General features: G+C 74.2%; 14 protein-coding genes, 1 tRNA gene and 1 pseudogene. 9 read left to right on the top strand and 7 right to left on the bottom strand.

The annotated features are described in order from the left end of the window. The first annotated feature begins 47 nt into the window (after positions 1-47). From AC4BEG_RS22100 to AC4BEG_RS22070, 7 genes and pseudogenes are all read left to right on the top strand, one after another. Positions 48-1082, top strand: coding sequence for a phosphatase PAP2 family protein (locus AC4BEG_RS22100; protein ID WP_490707159.1), 1035 nt, complete (start codon positions 48-50; stop codon positions 1080-1082). A gap of 31 nt (positions 1083-1113) precedes the next feature. Continuing rightward, on the top strand, positions 1114-2232 hold the full coding sequence (locus AC4BEG_RS22095; RefSeq protein WP_490707158.1) for a hypothetical protein: 1119 nt from the start codon (positions 1114-1116) through the stop codon (positions 2230-2232). Continuing rightward, positions 2223-3800 carry a hypothetical protein gene (locus AC4BEG_RS22090; protein ID WP_490701480.1) on the top strand — a complete coding sequence of 526 codons (1578 nt, stop codon included), beginning with the start codon at positions 2223-2225 and terminating at the stop codon, positions 3798-3800. Before AC4BEG_RS22095 ends, AC4BEG_RS22090 begins: the two co-directional genes overlap by 10 nt. Positions 3801-3805: 5 nt before the next feature. After that, a pseudogene (locus AC4BEG_RS22085) lies at positions 3806-5175 on the top strand (AAA domain-containing protein). Positions 5176-5432: 257 nt separating this feature from the next. Then, complete coding sequence (locus AC4BEG_RS22080) at positions 5433-5798, top strand: DUF8844 domain-containing protein (protein WP_490701479.1); 366 nt, start codon at positions 5433-5435, stop codon at positions 5796-5798. A 196-nt stretch (positions 5799-5994) separates the two neighbouring features. Further along, a complete protein-coding gene (locus AC4BEG_RS22075) occupies positions 5995-6588 on the top strand; it encodes a bifunctional DNA primase/polymerase (protein ID WP_490701478.1) in 594 nt (197 codons plus the stop codon). 56 nt (positions 6589-6644) lie between these two features. Beyond that, positions 6645-6718 (top strand) — tRNA-Lys (locus AC4BEG_RS22070). 157 nt (positions 6719-6875) lie between these two features. Here AC4BEG_RS22070 and AC4BEG_RS22065 read toward each other — a convergent pair. The 7 genes from AC4BEG_RS22065 to AC4BEG_RS22035 form a co-directional block, all read right to left on the bottom strand. Continuing rightward, the gene (locus AC4BEG_RS22065) at positions 6876-8186 is read right to left on the bottom strand and encodes a nucleotide disphospho-sugar-binding domain-containing protein (protein ID WP_490701477.1); all 1311 of its coding nucleotides are present in this window, start codon (positions 8184-8186) and stop codon (positions 6876-6878) included. Positions 8187-8273: 87 nt separating this feature from the next. Next, the gene (locus tag AC4BEG_RS22060; RefSeq protein WP_490701476.1) at positions 8274-8978 is read right to left on the bottom strand and encodes an SDR family NAD(P)-dependent oxidoreductase; all 705 of its coding nucleotides are present in this window, start codon (positions 8976-8978) and stop codon (positions 8274-8276) included. Continuing rightward, positions 8978-10159, bottom strand: coding sequence for an NAD-dependent epimerase/dehydratase family protein (locus tag AC4BEG_RS22055; RefSeq protein ID WP_490701475.1), 1182 nt, complete (start codon positions 10157-10159; stop codon positions 8978-8980). Before AC4BEG_RS22055 ends, AC4BEG_RS22060 begins: the two co-directional genes overlap by 1 nt. A 114-nt stretch (positions 10160-10273) precedes the next feature. Then, a complete protein-coding gene (locus AC4BEG_RS22050; protein ID WP_490701474.1) occupies positions 10274-11224 on the bottom strand; it encodes a GlxA family transcriptional regulator in 951 nt (316 codons plus the stop codon). Between the two features lie 88 nt (positions 11225-11312). Next, positions 11313-12548, bottom strand: a complete 1236-nt coding sequence (locus AC4BEG_RS22045) for an FAD-dependent monooxygenase (RefSeq protein WP_490701473.1) — start codon at positions 12546-12548, stop codon at positions 11313-11315. Positions 12549-12659: 111 nt separating this feature from the next. Next, positions 12660-13220, bottom strand: coding sequence for a cyclase family protein (locus AC4BEG_RS22040; RefSeq protein WP_490701472.1), 561 nt, complete (start codon positions 13218-13220; stop codon positions 12660-12662). Between the two features lie 273 nt (positions 13221-13493). After that, positions 13494-14318, bottom strand: a complete 825-nt coding sequence (locus AC4BEG_RS22035) for an AfsR/SARP family transcriptional regulator (RefSeq protein WP_490701471.1) — start codon at positions 14316-14318, stop codon at positions 13494-13496. Positions 14319-14564: 246 nt separating this feature from the next. Here AC4BEG_RS22035 and AC4BEG_RS22030 point away from each other — a divergent pair, with 246 nt between their 5' ends. Continuing rightward, positions 14565-14753, top strand: a complete 189-nt coding sequence (locus AC4BEG_RS22030) for a hypothetical protein (RefSeq protein ID WP_490701470.1) — start codon at positions 14565-14567, stop codon at positions 14751-14753. A gap of 7 nt (positions 14754-14760) precedes the next feature. After that, the gene (locus AC4BEG_RS22025; RefSeq protein WP_490701469.1) at positions 14761-17106 is read left to right on the top strand and encodes a TOMM precursor leader peptide-binding protein; all 2346 of its coding nucleotides are present in this window, start codon (positions 14761-14763) and stop codon (positions 17104-17106) included. Positions 17107-17151 lie beyond the last annotated feature (45 nt).

Below are 17151 nucleotides of genomic sequence, written 5' to 3'. Positions count from 1 at the left end.
GACCGCGCGCCTTGTTGTGGATGCCTGACATTTGGGAGAACGTCCGGATGCCCCGTACCGCTGCCGCGCCCCGAACCGGGGCATCACAGGGCAGTCGGCCCCGTTGGTGGACCGAACTGCCCCTGATAGCCGTGGTGTACGCCGCCTACTCGGCCGGACGGCTGCTGGCTCGGGGTGATGTGTCCACGGCTGTGGACCACGGGCTGGCCATCCTCCACTTCGAACAACGTCTGAACATCGACTTCGAGTCGCCGCTGAACGACATCTTCACGGCGCATGCCGCGATAGGCATACCCGCCGACTTCGCCTATGCCTCGCTGCACTATGTGGTCACCCCGGCGATCCTGGTGTGGATGTGGAAGCGCCACAGGGCGTCCGACTACCGCTTTCTGCGCACCTGGCTGCTGATCTCCACGCTCATCGGCCTGATCGGCTTCACCCTGCTGCCCACCTGCCCGCCGCGGCTGCTGGACGGGGGCCACGGTTTCGTCGACACCATGGCCCAGTACCGCTCGTACGGCTGGTGGGGCGGCGACGCGAGCGCCCCGCGCGGGCTCGGCGGGCTGACCAACCAGTACGCGGCGATGCCCAGTCTCCATGTGGGCTGGGCGCTGTGGTGCGGGGTGGCACTGTGGCGGTACGGCCGCTCCGGGTGGGCCAAGGCGATCGCGGTCCTCTATCCGCTGTCCATCACGATCGTGGTGATGGGCACCGCCAACCACTACTTCCTCGACGCGGCCGCCGGCGCCACCGTGATGGGGATCGGGGCGCTGCTCGCGAAGCCCGCGCTGCGCCTCACCGACCGGCTGCGCGCCCGCTTCCGCCCGGCCGGCGAGACCGTTGGCGAGACCGTCCCGGAAACCGCTTCGCGGCCCCCCGTGGCCACCGGAAACACCGGTGCGGCCACGGATGTCGGTGACAAGTGCGAGACTGCGCCACGTGAACGGGAACGGATCCCCCGACAGCAGAGCAGGGGCGCGGACAGGGAACGCAACCACGGTGCCGCCGGTGACCGGCCCGGCGCGGCAGGAGCCGGTGCCGCGGCCGAGACCGGTGACAGCGCTGCGGCAGCGGCTCGCTGAGCTGCGCGGACCGGAGACCGTTCCGCATCCGATGGATGCCCGCGCCCTGGCGGCGCTGGCCGCCAACCCCGGCTGCCGCCGCCGTGCCCTGCTGGACGGGGCGGGGGTCGACAAGGGCGCGCTGGCACGGGCGTTGGGCGCCTCGGCCAACTTCGGGCAGTCCCAGTTCGCGCATCAGCGCGGCAATTCCTTCGAGGCGCGGGTCAAGGCCGACCGCGGTGAGGCGCTCACCCGGCTGCTGCACGAGCGGCTGCGGGACGGCTCGCCCGCGCCCGAGCCGGGCGGTGTCGACACCCCAGACCTGACCGCCGCGGGCCCGCAGGGCCGCACCGCCCGTACGGCGCTGGCGCTGCGCGAGGCCACCGCGGCGGGGCGGTGGGCGCTGCTGGACCATCCGATGGTGAGCCTGGATGTGGCGGGTTCCCCCGCCTTCCTCGAACCGGACGCGGTCGTGGTGCACCCCGACGGCTCCTGGTCGGTCATCGAGATCAAGTCCTTTCCGATGGTGGACGGCTCGGCCGACCCGGCCAAGGTGGGCGCGGCCGCCCGCCAGGCCGCGGTGTACGCGCTGGCGCTGGAGCGGGTGGCGGCGCGGGTCGGCGAGCTGAAGCCGGACAGCGTGGGCGAGGCGAGGGCGGTGCGGGTGCGCCATCAAGTGCTGCTGGTGTGCCCCAGGGACTTCTCCAACCTGCCGACGGCCGAACTGGTCGATGTGCGCAAGCAGTTGTCCGTGACCCGGCGGCAGCTCGCCCGGCTCACCCGGATCGAGGACATCGCCGCCGCCCTCCCCGAGGGCACCACCTTCGATCTGCGGCTGGCGGACGACGGCCGCACCGCGACCCGCCCGGTCGAAGAGCTGACGGCCGCCGTGGACGCGGTGGACGCCGCCTACGCGCCGGAGTGCCTGGCCGCCTGTGAGCTGGCGCTCCACTGCCGGGCGCGGTCCCGGGCGACGGGCGCCGTGGAGTCGCTGGGCCGCGGGGTGCGGGGCGAGCTGGGCGGGCTGACCACGGTCGAGGCCGTGCTGGCCGCCGCCCTCGAGAGGACCGACGGCGAGCCCACCGGCGATCCGGCGGTGGACGCACTGCGCCGTGCGGCGGCGCTGCGCGCCGAAGCGCTCGCCGCGGCCGGGGCGGTGGCATGTCGCTGATCACCACCCTGGCCCGGATGGAAGCCGTCCGGGACGGGCGGGCGCGGCCGGTCGCGACCGTGCTCCACCGCCATCTGTCCGACCGTCCGCTGGCGTTCGTACCCCTGACCACCGCCGGTGAGGCGGGAGCGCCACTGGGGGCGCTGGTGGGCACCGACCGGGACGCGCCGCGGCTGCTGGTCGTCCCACAGCCGCGCAACCGCGATCTGCGGTTTGCCTTCCTCGCCGATCTGGCCGAGGAGATGCTGCCCTACCTGGACTCCTACGCGGACGACGTGGAGCTGGAGGAGCGCAAGGAGACCGATCCGGAGACCGGGAAGAAGGTGCCGGTCCAGGTCGAGCTGTGCGCGGACGCCCCGCAGCTGCTGGTGCCGAGCGCCGCGGGCGTGGCGTTCGTCCGGCTGCTGGGCCGCTCGATGCGGTTCCGGCGGACGGCCGACCAGGACCCGGACACCCCCTTCCCCGCGCCCGCGCGGGTACCGCTGCTGGGCCGCTGGCTGACGCACTACGGCGAGCGGTCCCGGGTGCCGGGGTCGAGTCTGCTGCTGTCGCTGACCGAGCTGCTGGGCCGTCACTGGGCGACCGGTCAGAGCAATCTGGAGGACCAGCACCTGAGTTCGCTGCTGGCCTGGATCGACCCGCCGGAGGGGATCCCCGGCGCCGAGGCCGCGCTGCGGGCGGAGTCCGCGCGGGACGCCGACGGCCAGTTGGTGTGCCCGCCCGCGGGCCCGGCCACCGACCCGGCCTTCGACAACAAGCTGCTGGCCCCGGCCATCGCCCGCTACGACGCGGCGCGGGCCGAGGTCCTCGGCGGGGTGGCCGGGGGCGAGGCGCGGCTGCGGCTCGCCGAGAACGAGCTGCGCGAGCTGATCGCGTCCCAGCTGCGGCCCACCTGGGACGCGCTGTGGCGCGGTGTGGACCTGCTGCGCGGGCTGCCGCGGGGCGAGCGGGTGGCGGAGCGCTGGAAGCGGGACCGCTGGTCCTTCACCGGCCACCGGGACCGGGTCCGGGCGGGCGAGCCGCCGCAGCCCAAGCGGGACGACGCGGTGACGGCGGCGCAGAAGCTCTCCGCGCGGGAGACGGCGCAGGCGCAGCTGGAGGCCCAGGAGGCGCTGGACGACCCGCTGGTGATGGCGGGGCGGCGGCTGGCCGGGGAGGCGTTCGCGGGCGAGGTCACCGAGGTGGAGATGGCCTGGTCGGAGGCGAGGGTGCCACGGCCGCGGCCGCTGGTCACGGTGCGCACCGAGGACCGTCCGCATCTGGAGGGGCAGGTCAAGCTGTACCGGGTGATGGCCGACGGCAGGACGCAGACCGGGGAGTTCGCGGGCGCGCAGGCGGGCGCCCTGGTGGTGCGGCTGACCGGCGGTATGGGGCGCGGGAAGACCCCGGAGCCGGGCTCGGTGCCGGAGCCGGGCGACCGGATGTGCTGGACGCTGTTCGAGCACGCGCCGCGCGGCGGCCCGGAGCTGCCCGACGCGGAGAGCACGCCGTGGACCCACGGCGGCCCGCCCGACGCCGTGGCGCTCGGCCCCGATCCCGACCCGGTGACCGAGGAGGACTATCTGTGATCGGCATGGACCGTGTCGACGACGGGTCCCGTGCCGGGCACGGGGCCGAGCCGTTCGACCCGTCGGCCGCGGCGGCCCGCGCGACGGAGGCGATCCTGCGCGACACCCTGCACGGCGCCCACCGGGGTGTGGTGGTCGACTCCCCGCCCGGCGCGGGCAAGTCGACGCTGGTGGTGCGGGCGGCGCGGGAGCTGGCCGCCGCCGGGCGGCCGTTGATGGTGGTCGCGCAGACCAACGCCCAGGTGGACGATCTGGTGGACCGGCTGGCCACCGCGGATCCGGACCTTCCGGTGGGGCGGCTGCACAGCAGTGATCCGCATCCCTACGACCCGGTGCTCGACGAGCATCCGTCGGTGCGCACCTCGGCGAAGGTCGCGGATCTCACCGGTCTCGGCATCGTGGTGTCCACCGCGGCGAAGTGGGCGCACATCAAGAACGTGGAGCCGTGGCGGCACGCGATCGTCGACGAGGCGTACCAGATGCGCTCGGACGCGCTGCTGGCCGTAGCCGGGCTGTTCGAGCGGGCGCTGTTCGTCGGCGACCCGGGGCAGCTGGACCCGTTCAGCGTGGTCGGCGCGGACCAGTGGGCGGGGCTGTCGTACGACCCGTCGGCGAGCGCGGTGACCACGCTGCTCGCGCACAATCCGCAGCTTCCGCAGCACCGGCTGCCGGTGTCCTGGCGACTGCCCGCCTCGGCCGCGCCGCTGGTCTCGGACGCCTTCTATCCGTACACCCCGTTCCGCAGCGGCACCGGCCACGGTGAGCGGCGGCTGAGCTTCGGGGTGGCCTCCGACGGCTCGGGGCCGGACCGGGTGCTGGACGAGGCGGCCGTCTCCGGCTGGGGGCTGCTGGAGCTGCCCGCCCGCCGCACCCCGCGCACCGACCCGGAGGCGGTGGCGGCCGTCGCCCAGGTGGTGCGGCGGCTGCTGGACCGGGGCGGGGCCGCGGTCAGCGAGCGCTCCGAGGAGCCGGTGCCGCTCACGGCGGACCGGATCGCGGTGGGCACGGCGCACCGGGACCAGGCGGCGGCGGTGCGGGTGGCGCTCACCGGGCTCGGGGTGTCCGGCGTCACCGTGGACACCGCCAACCGCCTCCAAGGGCGTGAGTTCGATGTGACGGTGGTGCTGCACCCGCTGTCGGGGCGGCCGGACGCCACGGCCTTCCATCTGGAGACCGGGCGGCTGTGTGTGCTCGCCTCCCGGCACCGGCACGCCTGCGTGGTGGTCTGCCGCGCGGGAGTGGCCGAGCTGCTGGACGAGCATCCGTCCACCGAGCCGGTCCAGCTGGGCGTCACGGTGAAGTTCCCGGACGGCGGGAGGCCAACCACGCGGTGCTGGCCCATCTGTCCGAGCACCGGGTGGCCTGGCGGCCGTAAGGTGCTGTCCGGATCCTGACCCCGGGCCGCCCGGCCCCTTGACCCGCCTCGCGCGGGCGGGCGGTGCCCGCCGGATCGCGGCCCGGGGCGTGCCGATCCACGGGTTCTGCCCGCCGCAGGGTTCGCGGGGCGGCGGGGTGGGGAGAGAAACCCTGGTCGGCGCCGTGCGGCGGGGGTGCTCTTGCCCCGCGCGCGACAATGGAGGGCAGGAAGCACCGCGAACCGACCTAGTTTCACAACCCAGGAGGAGCGATCACATGCCAGAGCCGGATCCGGCTCAAGGCCCGCACAGCGCGGCGCCCCGGCGGCTGAAACCCGCACCGCTGCTCTTCGAGCCGGTGGCGGCCGTCAAGGATGAGGCGCACTTCTTCGACCTGGAGTCGATCGAGGACCCGCGGGAGCTGCTCGCTCGCTCCACAGAGCTGGTGCTGGCGTTCCGCGCGGCGACCGACCGCGCCATGGAGTTCCAGGCGATGGCCGCCGCCCAGCTCGCCGATCCGCGGCGGTTCGACCGGCTGACCCCGGCTGTGATCGCCGAGCGTGCGGAGTGGACAGAGGACTACGCCAAGAAGATGGTCGAGTTCGGCAGGGAGCTGATGCGGGGCGGCGACCCGTCGGACTGACGGTCGCGGCATCCGCGGTGAAGGAGGGGTGGCTGATGTGCGGGTTGTGCCCCGCGGTGCGGGTGGGGGATCGCTCCCGGTGCCGCGATCATGAGCCGGGGGCATATGCAGGCGGAAGGTACCCCATCCCGCGCCGCCGTGTCCCGGTTTTGCCTCATCCCCCTACGCCGTCCGTACCGACGGTAAAGGTAGAAACATGAGCAGATGGCCTCGGGAAATCCAGCACACCGCCGCGTTCGTCACCCCGGCGGGCGCGGACTGGCTCGCTTCGGCCAGCCACTCCCCCCGCGATGTGCACGCGCTGTGGGCCCAGCATCCGTCCGCGTCCGTGGCCCTGCCCTGCGGTACGGCGTTCGACGTGATCAGCATGGACGCGCTCTTCGGCCGCCGAGTGGTGAGCCGGTTATGGACGGACGGTCCGGGCACCGGGCCGGTGGCCGCCCAGGGCGGCCGGGTCATGCTCTTCACCACCCCGGGCGCGGCCCAGCGGCTGCCCGCCCTGCTCGGCTGGGAGGAGTGGGGCGCCGCCGCTCCCCCGCTGCTCTGCTACGGCTGGGGCGACGCGGTGACCGTGCCGCCGCTGTTCCCCCCGGATCCGCCCGCCGGGGAGCCCTCCGGGGACACCGCCGCGGCACCGGCCCCGCGCTGGCTGGTGGCCCCCGATGTGCGCAACCCCTGGCTGCCCGGTCCCGAGGTGCTGCTGTGGGCGTGCGTCCGAGCCGCCCGCACGGTCGGTTCCGATCTCGGCGCCACCCCTGTGACCAGCGCTCCCGCCGTTTTTCCGGGCTGAGGGATATCGATTTTCACGCAGCCCGATCCGGGTGCTAAGGTCTTCTACGTCAGCAGGCGCCGCTAGCTCAGTTGGTTAGAGCAGCTGACTCTTAATCAGCGGGTCCGGGGTTCGAGTCCCTGGCGGCGCACAGACATGTGTAAGGCCCCTCACTCCGGTGGGGGGCCTTTCGCATGCGCATGTTCATGCTCGTCCCCATGTCCATGTCCATGCCCATGCCGATGCCCATGCTGGGGGCATATACCGCGGCTAGCGGCCTCGCTGAGGTCCGGTGCGGTTCGGAGCGCTCAGTCGGTACGGCGGCGGCCGTCCCGTCCCCCCTCGGGACGGTCCACGGCGGGACGCGGGGGCGCCGGGGCCGTCAGCCGGGTCACCACCCCGACCGCGTCGTCCGGGCCGGGCATCGCCAGCGCCTCCTGCCGCAGGGTGCGCGCCGCCGCGGTGTACGAGGGCTGCTCCAGCAGCCCGAACAGATTCCGGGCCAGCCGGGCGCCCGCCGCCATCGCCGTTTGCGGCGCGTCGTCCAGGGCGTCGGCGGGCACCAGCACCCCGGCGCCCACCCGGGCCAACCGCGCCCCGTTGAGCTGCTGTTCGAGCCGGGGCGCGATCACCAGCTGTGGCACCCCGGCGAGCGCCGCGGCCAGCAGCGTCGTACCGCCCCCGGGGTGGAGCACCGCACCGCAGCCGGGCAGCACCCGGTGCAGCGGCCCCACGGGCGTCCGCCCCTTGGCGGCGCTGCCCACCCGCACCACCTCCACGCCCCGTGACTCGGCCACCCGCAGCGCGGCCCGCACCGCCTCGGGCGGGCCCGCCGCGTCGTCCCAGGCGGCGCAGACCCGCACCGGACCGGGCCGGACCGGGCGGTACGTACGGCGGCCGTACGGCGCGGGGGCCGCCGCCCGGGGCGACGGCGGGGCGGGCGACGGCGGGGGCAGTGCGCCGTATGGCGGCTCGGCCGGGACGTCGAGGGGGACGAAGCGCACTGGCAGCCGCCGGGACCGCGAGGGCAGCGCCAGGCTCGGCGGGCAGGGGTCCAGCCACAGATCGGGCTCCCGCTCCGGATCCGCCCCGTAACGGCGCATCAGACGGGCGTACCCGGGCAGCGGCGGGCCCTCCAGCCGGTGCCGCTCCAGCCGCACCACGGCGGCGCTGCCCCAGAGTTGGCCGACCGCGGGCACCCCCAGCGCCGCCGCGGCCACCGTGCCCGCGTACGCGCTCGCGTCATGCACCACCAGATCGGGCTGCCAGCAGCGGGCGAAAGCCACCAGGCCCTGGGCCATCCCCTCGGCGATCCGCACCTGCCGGTCGCCGAACGCCCGCAGTACACCGTGCTGTTCGGGGCTGAGCACGGCGGGCCGCACCGGCCAGTCCGCGGGCCAGGGGCCCGCCGGGCGGCGGGCGGCGGGCGGCACCCTGGTCGCGGCCGGAGGCAGCGAGCCGACCGGGACCGGGACAAGACCGGTACGGGCGACGGCCGCCGCACAGCCGGACGGCACCGCGAACCGCACCTGGTGGCCGGCCGCCAGCAGCGAGCGGGCGAGCGGCACCAGGGGGACGAGATGGGCGCCGGAGGCCCAGGTCGTGAAGAGGACGCGCACAGTCTCCTCCGGAATGTCGAGCGAGGCCGGACCGGTCGGTCCGGCCGCCGGGCAGCCGCCCGCAGGGTGGGTCCCCGGCCGGATCCGTCAGCGGGCGCCCGCGACCGTGAGCGTTTCGCCGGTGACGGCGGCATTGGCCGCCGAGCAGAGGAACAGCAGCACCCGGGCGATGTCCTCCGGGGCGCTCGCCTCCCCGGCCGGCGCCGGGGGAGCCGCGCAGACCGCGTTGACCAGCACCCCGTCGGCAGCCGCACCCTCAGTCAGACCGCGCGCCAGACCGTGCAGCCCGGCCTTCGCCACCGCGTGGAACTCCCGGCCGTGCGCGGCGACGAGCGCGGGGTGCGGGGACACCAGCGCGATCCGGCCCCAGCCCCGCTTGCGCATCCCCGCGACCGCGCACTGGACGGTACGGATCGCGGGGGTCAGGTTGTCCGCGACGACCGGCAGCCAGTCCTGCTCGCTCACCTCCTCGAAGCGGGCGCCCGTGCCCTGCCGCTCCCCCCACCGCCAGGCGTTCGCCACCAGCACGTCCAGCCCGCCCCAGCGCTCCTCGACGGCGGCCACCACCCAGCGGGGCGAGGCGGAGTCCTCCAGCGCGTACGGCACGGCGAAGGCACGGCCGCCGCCCGGTCCGGCCAGTTCGGCGGCCAGCTCCTCGGCGGCCTCGCGCCGGTGGCGGTAGGCGAGCGCCACCCGGGCCCCCTGCTCCGCGAAGCCACGGGCGGCGGCGCGGCCGACGGCACCCGTGGCCCCGGTGACCAGGACGGTGCGCCCCTCCAGACCGAGGTCCATCACGAGCCCTCCACCGCCACCCGTCCCGGGCCCCCGGCCCGCCCGGCGGGATCGGCCCACCCCGGGGCGGCTCGCCGGTCGGTGGTGTCCCGTCGTTCGCGGACGCTCTTGCGTTCACGGGCGCTCTTGCGTTCGGGAGCGCTCTTGCGGTCGGGAGCGGCCGTGCGGTCGGGAGCGGCCCCGCGTTCGTGGGCGGCCGCCCACGGAGGGCTGACCGCGCGGGCGAAGGCCCCGGCCCGCTCGGGCACGCCCGCCGCGGCGAGCTGGTCGCGCAGCGAGCGGGCGGTGCGCTGCCGGGGCCGCCAGCCCAGCAGCAGCCGGGCCCGGGAGAGGTCCACCCGCTGCCAGTCGGGGCCCGGTCCGAAGCCGGTGCCCGCGCCGGGGTCCTCCACCAGCGGCACCGGATGCCCGCTGAGCACGATCATCCGCTCGACCAGTCGGCGCACGCCCAGCGCCTGTCCACCGCCGATATTGACGACCTGTCCGACCGCCCGCGGTTCCGTGGCCGCCGCCAGGGCCGCGGCGGCCACATCACGGATGTCCACGAAGTCCCACCGCCCGTCCAGCGGGCCCAGCCGCAGCGCGGCCGGGCGGCGGACCGCCAGATGGTGGGCGACGGTGCCCAGCAGACTGCCGCGGGGCGCGCCGGGGCCGAAGACATGGGCGATCCGCAGCACCGTGCCGTCCACCGCCCCGGCCCGGGTGGCGCGCAGCACCGACTGCGCGCCGAGCAGCTTGGTCCGGCCGTACGGGCTGATCGGTGCGGGCGGCAGATCCTCGGTGATCCCCACACCCCGGCAGACCGGCCCGTACTCGTGGACGGTGCCCAGCTGGACCAGCCGCGGGCGGCGCTCCAGCGAGGCCACGGCCTCCACTAGGGCGTCCACCAGCCGGGAGTTGGCCGCGGCGAACTGCTCCTCGGTGCCGTCCCCGGCCAGCCCCGCGGCGTTGACCACCACATCGGCGGCGGCTCCGGTGAGCACCCCGGCCAGGGCTTCGCCAGGATCGCGGGCCGGGTCCAGCCGGATGTGGTCCGGGGACTCCACGGGGTCGGCCGGTCCGCCGCGGGAGACCGACAGCACCCGGGCGCCCGCGTCCTGGAAGGCCCGGCACACCTGGCGGCCCAGGGAGCCGGTGCCGCCGAGCACCACGACCGACAGTCCGGCTGCGTGTGACACCATCGGCGCTCCTCACGGTTGTTCTCGCTGGGAACGTCCATGGTCGCCGCCGTGACTCGAGCCCGCCTCGACCCGTACCCGGGGGCCCCTGCCGTCGGCCGGGACGAACACGGACCGTCAGCCGGGGGCGCGCTGGAAGGCGGCCCGGTAGCTGTGCGGGCTGGTGCCGACCACCCGCTTGAAGCGGTCGCGGAACGCGGTCGGCGAACCGAAGCCGACCTGCCCGGCGATCCGCTCCACCGGGTGGCTGGTGGACTCCAGCAGATACTGCGCCTGCCGGATCCGGGCCCGGTGCAGCCACTGGAGCGGGGTGGTACCGGTGTGCTGGCGGAAGCGGCGGTTGAGGGTGCGGGTGCTCATGCCCACATGCGTGGCGATGTCGGCGAGGGTGAGGTCCCGTCCGGCGTTCTCCTCCATCCACCGCAGCAGTGGCTCCAGTTGGGAGCCCTGTGGCACCGGTGGATGGTCATGGACGATGAACTGCGCCTGCCCGCCCTCGCGTTCCAGTGGCATCACGGCCTGCCGCGCGGCATCGGCGGCCACCGCCGAGCCGTGGTCCCGACGGATGATGTGCAGACACAGGTCGAGCCCGGCCGCCGCACCGGCGGAGGTGAGGAACTGGCCGTTGTCGACGTAGAGCACATCGGGGTCCACCTCCACCTCGGGATAGAGCTCGGCCAGCAGCGCCCCGCCCTGCCAGTGGGTGGTGGCGCGGTGGCCGTCCAGCAGCCCGGTGGCGGCGAAGACGAACGCCCCGACGCAGATGGAGGCGATCCGGGTGCCGTCGGCGGCCGCGCGCCGCAGCGCGTCGATCACCTCGTCCGGGACGGGGGCGCGGGGGTCGGTCACACCGGGCAGCACGATGGTGTCCGCGTCGGCCAGGGCCTCCAGGCCGTACGGCACCTGGAGGGCGAACAGCCCGGCGTCGACCGAGGGGGTGGGGCCGCAGACCCGGACGCGGTAGGGGGCGCGGCCGTCGGGCAGCCGGGTGCGGGCGAACGTCTCGATCGGGGTGGCCAGATCGAAGGGGATCACCTGGTCCAGCGCCAGAATGACAACGGTGTGCATGCCTCAACCCTAGGCTTTTCTCGGAATGTCTTGGCTGGAATCGGATGAGCAGCCTGATTCCAGCCGCCAGGGTCATTATTCAAGGGGGTCAGACCCATCCGCAGGCTCGGTCGTCGGTGATCCGGATCGTTGGATTGCCGTAGGCGATGCGCTGGAGCGCCCGGCGGTAGAGCGGCGTATGGCGCAGCGCCCGCGCAAGCCGGGGGCGTACGCGGGTGGCGTACGCGCCATGGGCGTGCATCACTCGGCTGTGGAGACTCTGGCGGCGCATGACCGCCGCGATATCGGGGCCCCGGCGCCGCTCGAAGGCGGCGAGCCGGGCGGCGCCGGTGTCATCGTCGGCCAGCGCGCCGGTCAGCACCGGATGCAGCACCACCGCGTCCTGCACCGCCAGATTGACGCCTTGGGCACCGATCAGGCTGTGGGTGTGGGCGGCGTCGCCGATGAGCACCAGCCCGTCGTCGACCCAGCGCTCGGCACGTGCGGAGAAGACGTCCACCACGGTGAGGTCGCCCGGTGCGCGGATCCGGTCGCGGATCAGTCCGCCGTACTCGGGTACGGCCCGCACCAGACGCTCGGTGATGTGCTCCAGTCCGGAAGCGGTCAGCTCATGGCCCTGGCGGTGCGGCAGCGTACAGCCGAGCTGGATCCGGTCGGGCCAGCAGCCGTGGACGAGCACCGGGCCGTCCGGGGTGCGCACCACCCGGACCTCGCGCGGCGGCGGCACCCCGGCCGCTCCCGTCCACAGCGAGCACCACAGCACGTCCTCGCCGCAGGGCTCGGTGCGGCCCGCTCCGATGCCCGCGAGCCGCCGGATCCGCGAGAAGCGGCCGTCCGCGCCGACGACAACCCGGGCGCGCACCGCGCAGCGGCCCGAGGGGCCGTCGGCGACCACCCCGGCGATCCGCCCCTCGCGCCGCAGCAGTCCACCGGCCCGCCGTCCGGGCAGATAGCGGAAGCGCGGCGATCGTCGGCAGTGGGTGAGAAGCTCATCGAGCAGATGCGGACGGGGAATGGTCAACAGGTGGTCATACGGAGGCGGAAGCAGTCGATAGTCGGCCTCCAGCAATACCCGGTCGCCGTCCAGGAAACGAAAGCGGTCCACCTCACAGGCACCGCGCGCCCGCGCACCGGTGAGCACCCCGAGCGCGTCCAGCAGCGCCAGTGCGCCGGGCTGGAGGATTTCGCTCCGGAACTCCCGCTGATGGGCACGGGCCCGCTCCAGTACGACCACGCCCAGGCCCGAGCGCAGCATCAGCAGGGCCAGCACCAGGCCGGCCGGACCGCCGCCGACCACACACACATCGGTGTCGATCTCGCGCACCTCAACGCCTCCTCCGCGTAGGCCAGAAGCCCCTGGCCAGGGCCCGTGGACAGGGCTCGGCGGCCCGGACCCGCCGGACCGGGCCCGTGGACCGGGCCCGTGGATCAGGACCTAGTCGTCGAGCAGCGCCACCGCGCGGGTCCGCTGCGCCCCCGGCCCGGCGGTCCGCTCGGGGAGGCAGGCGACCCGGAACCCGGTGGGCGGCAGGATGTCCAGCCGGGCCAGCCGCTCGATCCGGCGGCAGGCGTGGCGGCGGCCCGCGAACAGCGCGGGCCAGAGCACCGAGCGGTCGCCGGTGGCGTGATATCGACGGATCATGGCGCGGAAGGGGGCGTCCAGGCTGAACGCGTCGGTGCCGATGACCCGCACCCCGAGGCCGAGCAGATAGTCGGTGGCCGGTCCGTCCAGCCCGGTGAAGTCGGTGAAGTAGCGCGGTGTACCGGCCAGTCCGGAGGCACCGGTGCGCAACAGGACCACGTCCCGGGGGGCGGGGCAGCAGCCGAGGCGGGCCAGCGCCCGATCGATGTCCGTGACCCCGGCGGTGCGGGTCACCGGGGCCACGGTGCTGAGGTCCAGGACATGGGCCGGGCGGGGAGCCCACCGCGTGGCCGCCCCGGGGTCCGGCTCCGGTCTGCGGCCGTCCTCGGGTGTGGTCAGGTCGATGATGCGCAAGGCGCCCCCTCGGCTGGTGCGTTGGACGGCGGGAATGCACTACGGCTCCGCTTGCCCGCGCGGGGGGATCGGGCAGCGGAGCCGTAGCGGGCCCGGCTGAAGGGCGGCGCCGGGCGTTTCGGGGGGAGGGCTCTCCGGATTGGGGACGGATGGCGCGCGGGGAGATGGCTGACGGCGTACTGCGCAGTGGGTGACGCGGGGTATGCGGTGGTGCGGACTACGCAGTGGGCCAGGCGAGTTACGCGGTGCGGCGGGTGATGCAGGTGATGCGGGTTACGCGGCGAACAGATCGAGCACCGGACGCCGCCACTGGGCGTCCGCGTCCAGATCGAGGGCGGGGTCGGAGGCGAGCACCGCCTGCTGGAGCTTCTGCAACCGGGGTGACGGCTCCAGACCGAGGTCCTCCACCAGCCTGGCCCGCAGCCCCTGGTAGACCTCCAGCGCCTGCCAGGGACGGCCGGCCCGGTAGAGGGCAGCCATGCACTGGGCGTGCAGACCCTCGTGCAGGGGATGGCGGGCGGTCAATTCGGTGAGCTCGGTGAGCAGTTCGGCATGGCGGCCGAGCCGCAGATCGGCCTCGATCCGGCGCTCCAGGACGCCGAGACGGCTCTCCTCCAGCCGGGCCAGCTCGATCTCCAGGACCGGTCCAACCCGCACATCCACCAGCGCCGGACCGCGCCAGACGGCGAGGGCCTCGCGCAGCAGCAGGGACGCCTTCACATCGTCCCCCGCGTCCAGCGTGTCACGCCCTGCGGCCACCAGGCGGTCGTACTCGTGGATGTCCACCGCGCCCGGCTGGGCCTCCAGCACATAGCCGCCGTAACGGGTGGCCAGGATGTTCTTCGAGGCATCGGGGGCCTGCGGGCCGTAGGCGGCGGCCAGTCTCCGGCGGAGCTGGAGGATATAGGTCTGCAAGGTGGTCAGTGCGCTGCGCGGCATCTGAGCGCCCCAGATTTCCTCCATAAGAGTGGGCACCGGCAGCATCTGGTTGGCGTAGACGGAAAGCAGTGCGAGGATCTGCCGCGGTTTGCCCGCGCTGGGCACGATCGACTGACCGCACGCTTCGACGCTCAGTGGCCCCAACACCTTGATGTCCATGGTCCTGTACCTCCGTCAACGGTCCGTCAAGTGCCTCTTGGCCGCGCGGCCCTGCCACCGAGGCACCTAAGAGACTCGCGTGCGGAGGATGTCTCCGGCCAGTGTCGGAATACCGAACCGCATATGAGTTGCAGGGTGCAAAACCATGATAAATTCATACCTTGGCGACAAGATAGGTAGTGACCTGCATGTGGCCGCTCCGCGGCCTTCGCCAGGGAACCACCCCTCTCATCCGAGGAGAGCGCGATGATCGACGCGCCCGCTTTCACATCCCCCTCCAGCACCGCCGAGTTGGCACCCGTCGCGCCGGGCACCGCGGTCGCCGCACCGCTTCCGGCCCTCCAGGACGACCTGGTCATCGAGGAACTCACCGACGCCTCCCGGGGAGTTGTCGCACCGCGCTCCTGCATCTGCATCTGCACCGCCGGCGACTGACGGCCGGATGTCAGGGGAATTGGGCTTCACCCCGCATCTGCGGGTCGAGCCGGTTCCGGGCGAGGCCGTCTACCTCGTCTCCGAGCACGGCGTCACGGCGCTCCACGGGCGGACCATCGCCACCCTCGCCCCGCTGCTCGACGGTTCCCGGGATCTCGCGCGCATCCTCGCCGAGGCGGCCGCCGCGGCGGAGCGGGCGAGCGCCGTCCCCGCGGAACAGGCCGAGTTGGTCATCGCCCGGCTCCGGGAAGCGGGGCTGGTGTCCGAGCGCGGGCGCGCCGGTCTGCCGGGCCCGGAGGAGGCGTACTGGGAGCTGGCCGGACTGAGCACGGAGGGCAGCAGGGCCGCGTGCCCGGTGGCCCCCGCGACGGCCGTCGTGGCGCCGCTGAGCCTCGGCTCCACCGATCCGGAGGAGGTCCTGAGGGCGCTGTGGGCGGCCGGTCTGCGGACCCCGGACGGAACGGCGGCGGACGCCCCCCGGACCGGCGAGGGCCCCGAACTCCCCGGCACCACAGGCCCGATGGGTCCGCGTCAACATCACGATGCCGATCTCACCCTTGTGGTGTGCGACGACTATCTCGACCCCCGGCTCGCCGCCGTCGACCGTGAGCACCGCTTTTCCGGCCGTCGCTGGCTGCCCGTCAAACCCGTGGGCACCCAGGCGTGGCTGGGCCCGTTCCTCGGCTCCCCCGACGACCCCTGCTGGTCGTGTCTGGCCGACCGGCTGTGGCGCGGACGCCAGGCCGAGGCATACCTCCAGCGCCGGCTGGGCCGCTCCGGGCCGGTGCCCAGGCCCCCCGCCTCACTGCCCGCGAGCCGTGCCGCCGCGCTTCAGTTCGCCGCCCTGGAGGCGGCGAAGTGGCTGGCCGGGCAGCGGCATCCGGGCCAGCGCACGCTGTCGGTGCTGGACAGCCTCACCGCCACCGTGGACCGCCATCCGCTCGTCCGCCGTCCGCAGTGCCCCGGCTGCGGCGAACCGGGGCTGGTCGCATCGCGGGTGCGGGCCCCGCTGGACCTGGCGGCGCGGCGCGGTCCCGCTGCCGCGGACACCTCGCCCCGGCGTGTGCTGGAGACCTACGGACATCTGATGGACCCCGTCACCGGGCTGATCACCGAGATCCGCCGCGATCCGCGCGGTCCCGAGGGGCTCAACTGCTTCCATGCCCGCCACCCTTCGTTCACCGGGGCGGATCTCCTGTCCGGTCTGGACGCGCTGCGCGCCGGTCTGGGCGCCGCGGCCCACGGCAAGGGCCGTACCGCCGAACAGGCCCGCGCGGGCGCCCTGTGCGAGGCCCTGGAGCACTACAGCGGTCATTTCCAGGGGGACGAGCCGCGGCAGCGGGCCCGTTACCGCGATCTGGACCCCGGGGACGCGGTCCACCCCGACACCGTCCAGCTCTTCGCCGCCCGTCAGTTCCGGGACCGGACGGCACCCGCGCGGCACAGCGTCCACGATCCGTTCGACGAGGGCGCGGAGCTGGACTGGACCCCGGTGTGGTCGCTGACCGCCGAGCGCCACCGGCTGCTGCCCACCGCGCTGCTGTACTACGGCGCCCCGCAGGCCCCGGGCCGCCGCTTCTGCCGGGCCGACTCCAACGGGGCGGCGGCCGGGGCCACCCTGGAGGACGCGGTGGTCCGCGGCTTCCTGGAGCTGGTGGAGCGGGACGCGGTCGCCCTGTGGTGGTACAACCGCACCCGGCAGCCCGGCATCGCCCTGGACGCCCTCGACGATCCCTGGCCGGACGAGGTGCGCCGGCTCCACGCCGGGCTGCGGCGGGAGGTGTGGGCCCTGGACCTCACCACGGACTTCGGTATTCCGGTGGTCGCGGCGCTCTCCCGCCGGACCGACAAGCCCGCCGAGGACATCACCCTCGGCTTCGGCGCCCATCCCGACCGGCTCACCGCGCTGTGTCACGCCTTCGCCGAACTCAACCAGATGCTTCCGGCGGTGGTCGAAGCGCGTGCCGACGGCGGTGGCTACGGCGCCGCCGACCCCGGGGCGCTGCGCTGGTTCCGTACCGCGACCACCGCCAACCAGCCCTATCTGACGTCGGATCCGGCCGCTCCGACCCCGGATCCGGCCGCCGTACCGCGGGAGATATCCGTGCCACCGGATCAGTTCTCGTCGGCCTCCATAGGCGAGATGGTCCGCCGTCGCGGGATGGAACTGCTGGTCCTGGACCAGACCCGGCCCGATGTCGGACTGCCCGTGGCCAAGGTGCTCGTCCCCGGACTGCGCCCGCACTGGCCCCGGTTCGCGCCAGGCCGCCTCTTCGACGTTCCGGTGGCTCTCGGCCGTCTCCCCGGCCCCACTTCCTACCGAAGTCTCAATCCCATTCCCCTCTTCTTGTGATCCTCGGTGCTCCCTCGTCACTCTCTGCGTCATATCAACGCGCTA

It is taken from the genome of Streptomyces sp. JLBJ103, assembly GCF_058215575.1.
This window is presented reverse-complemented; position numbering and strand designations above follow the sequence as displayed.

What these genes read in the sequence shown, in the direction of transcription:
- AC4BEG_RS22030 (WP_490701470.1), top strand. Translation starts at nt 14,565, where the DNA reads ATGATCGACGCGCCCGCTTTCACATCCCCCTCCAGCACCGCCGAGTTG.
- AC4BEG_RS22080 (WP_490701479.1), top strand. Translation starts at nt 5,433, where the DNA reads ATGCCAGAGCCGGATCCGGCTCAAGGCCCGCACAGCGCGGCGCCCCGG.
- AC4BEG_RS22050 (WP_490701474.1), bottom strand. Translation starts at nt 11,224, where the DNA reads ATGCACACCGTTGTCATTCTGGCGCTGGACCAGGTGATCCCCTTCGAT.
- AC4BEG_RS22095 (WP_490707158.1), top strand. Translation starts at nt 1,114, where the DNA reads ATGGATGCCCGCGCCCTGGCGGCGCTGGCCGCCAACCCCGGCTGCCGC.
- AC4BEG_RS22090 (WP_490701480.1), top strand. Translation starts at nt 2,223, where the DNA reads ATGTCGCTGATCACCACCCTGGCCCGGATGGAAGCCGTCCGGGACGGG.
- AC4BEG_RS22025 (WP_490701469.1), top strand. Translation starts at nt 14,761, where the DNA reads ATGTCAGGGGAATTGGGCTTCACCCCGCATCTGCGGGTCGAGCCGGTT.
- AC4BEG_RS22035 (WP_490701471.1), bottom strand. Translation starts at nt 14,318, where the DNA reads ATGGACATCAAGGTGTTGGGGCCACTGAGCGTCGAAGCGTGCGGTCAG.
- AC4BEG_RS22100 (WP_490707159.1), top strand. Translation starts at nt 48, where the DNA reads ATGCCCCGTACCGCTGCCGCGCCCCGAACCGGGGCATCACAGGGCAGT.
- AC4BEG_RS22055 (WP_490701475.1), bottom strand. Translation starts at nt 10,159, where the DNA reads ATGGTGTCACACGCAGCCGGACTGTCGGTCGTGGTGCTCGGCGGCACC.
- AC4BEG_RS22075 (WP_490701478.1), top strand. Translation starts at nt 5,995, where the DNA reads ATGAGCAGATGGCCTCGGGAAATCCAGCACACCGCCGCGTTCGTCACC.
- AC4BEG_RS22060 (WP_490701476.1), bottom strand. Translation starts at nt 8,978, where the DNA reads ATGGACCTCGGTCTGGAGGGGCGCACCGTCCTGGTCACCGGGGCCACG.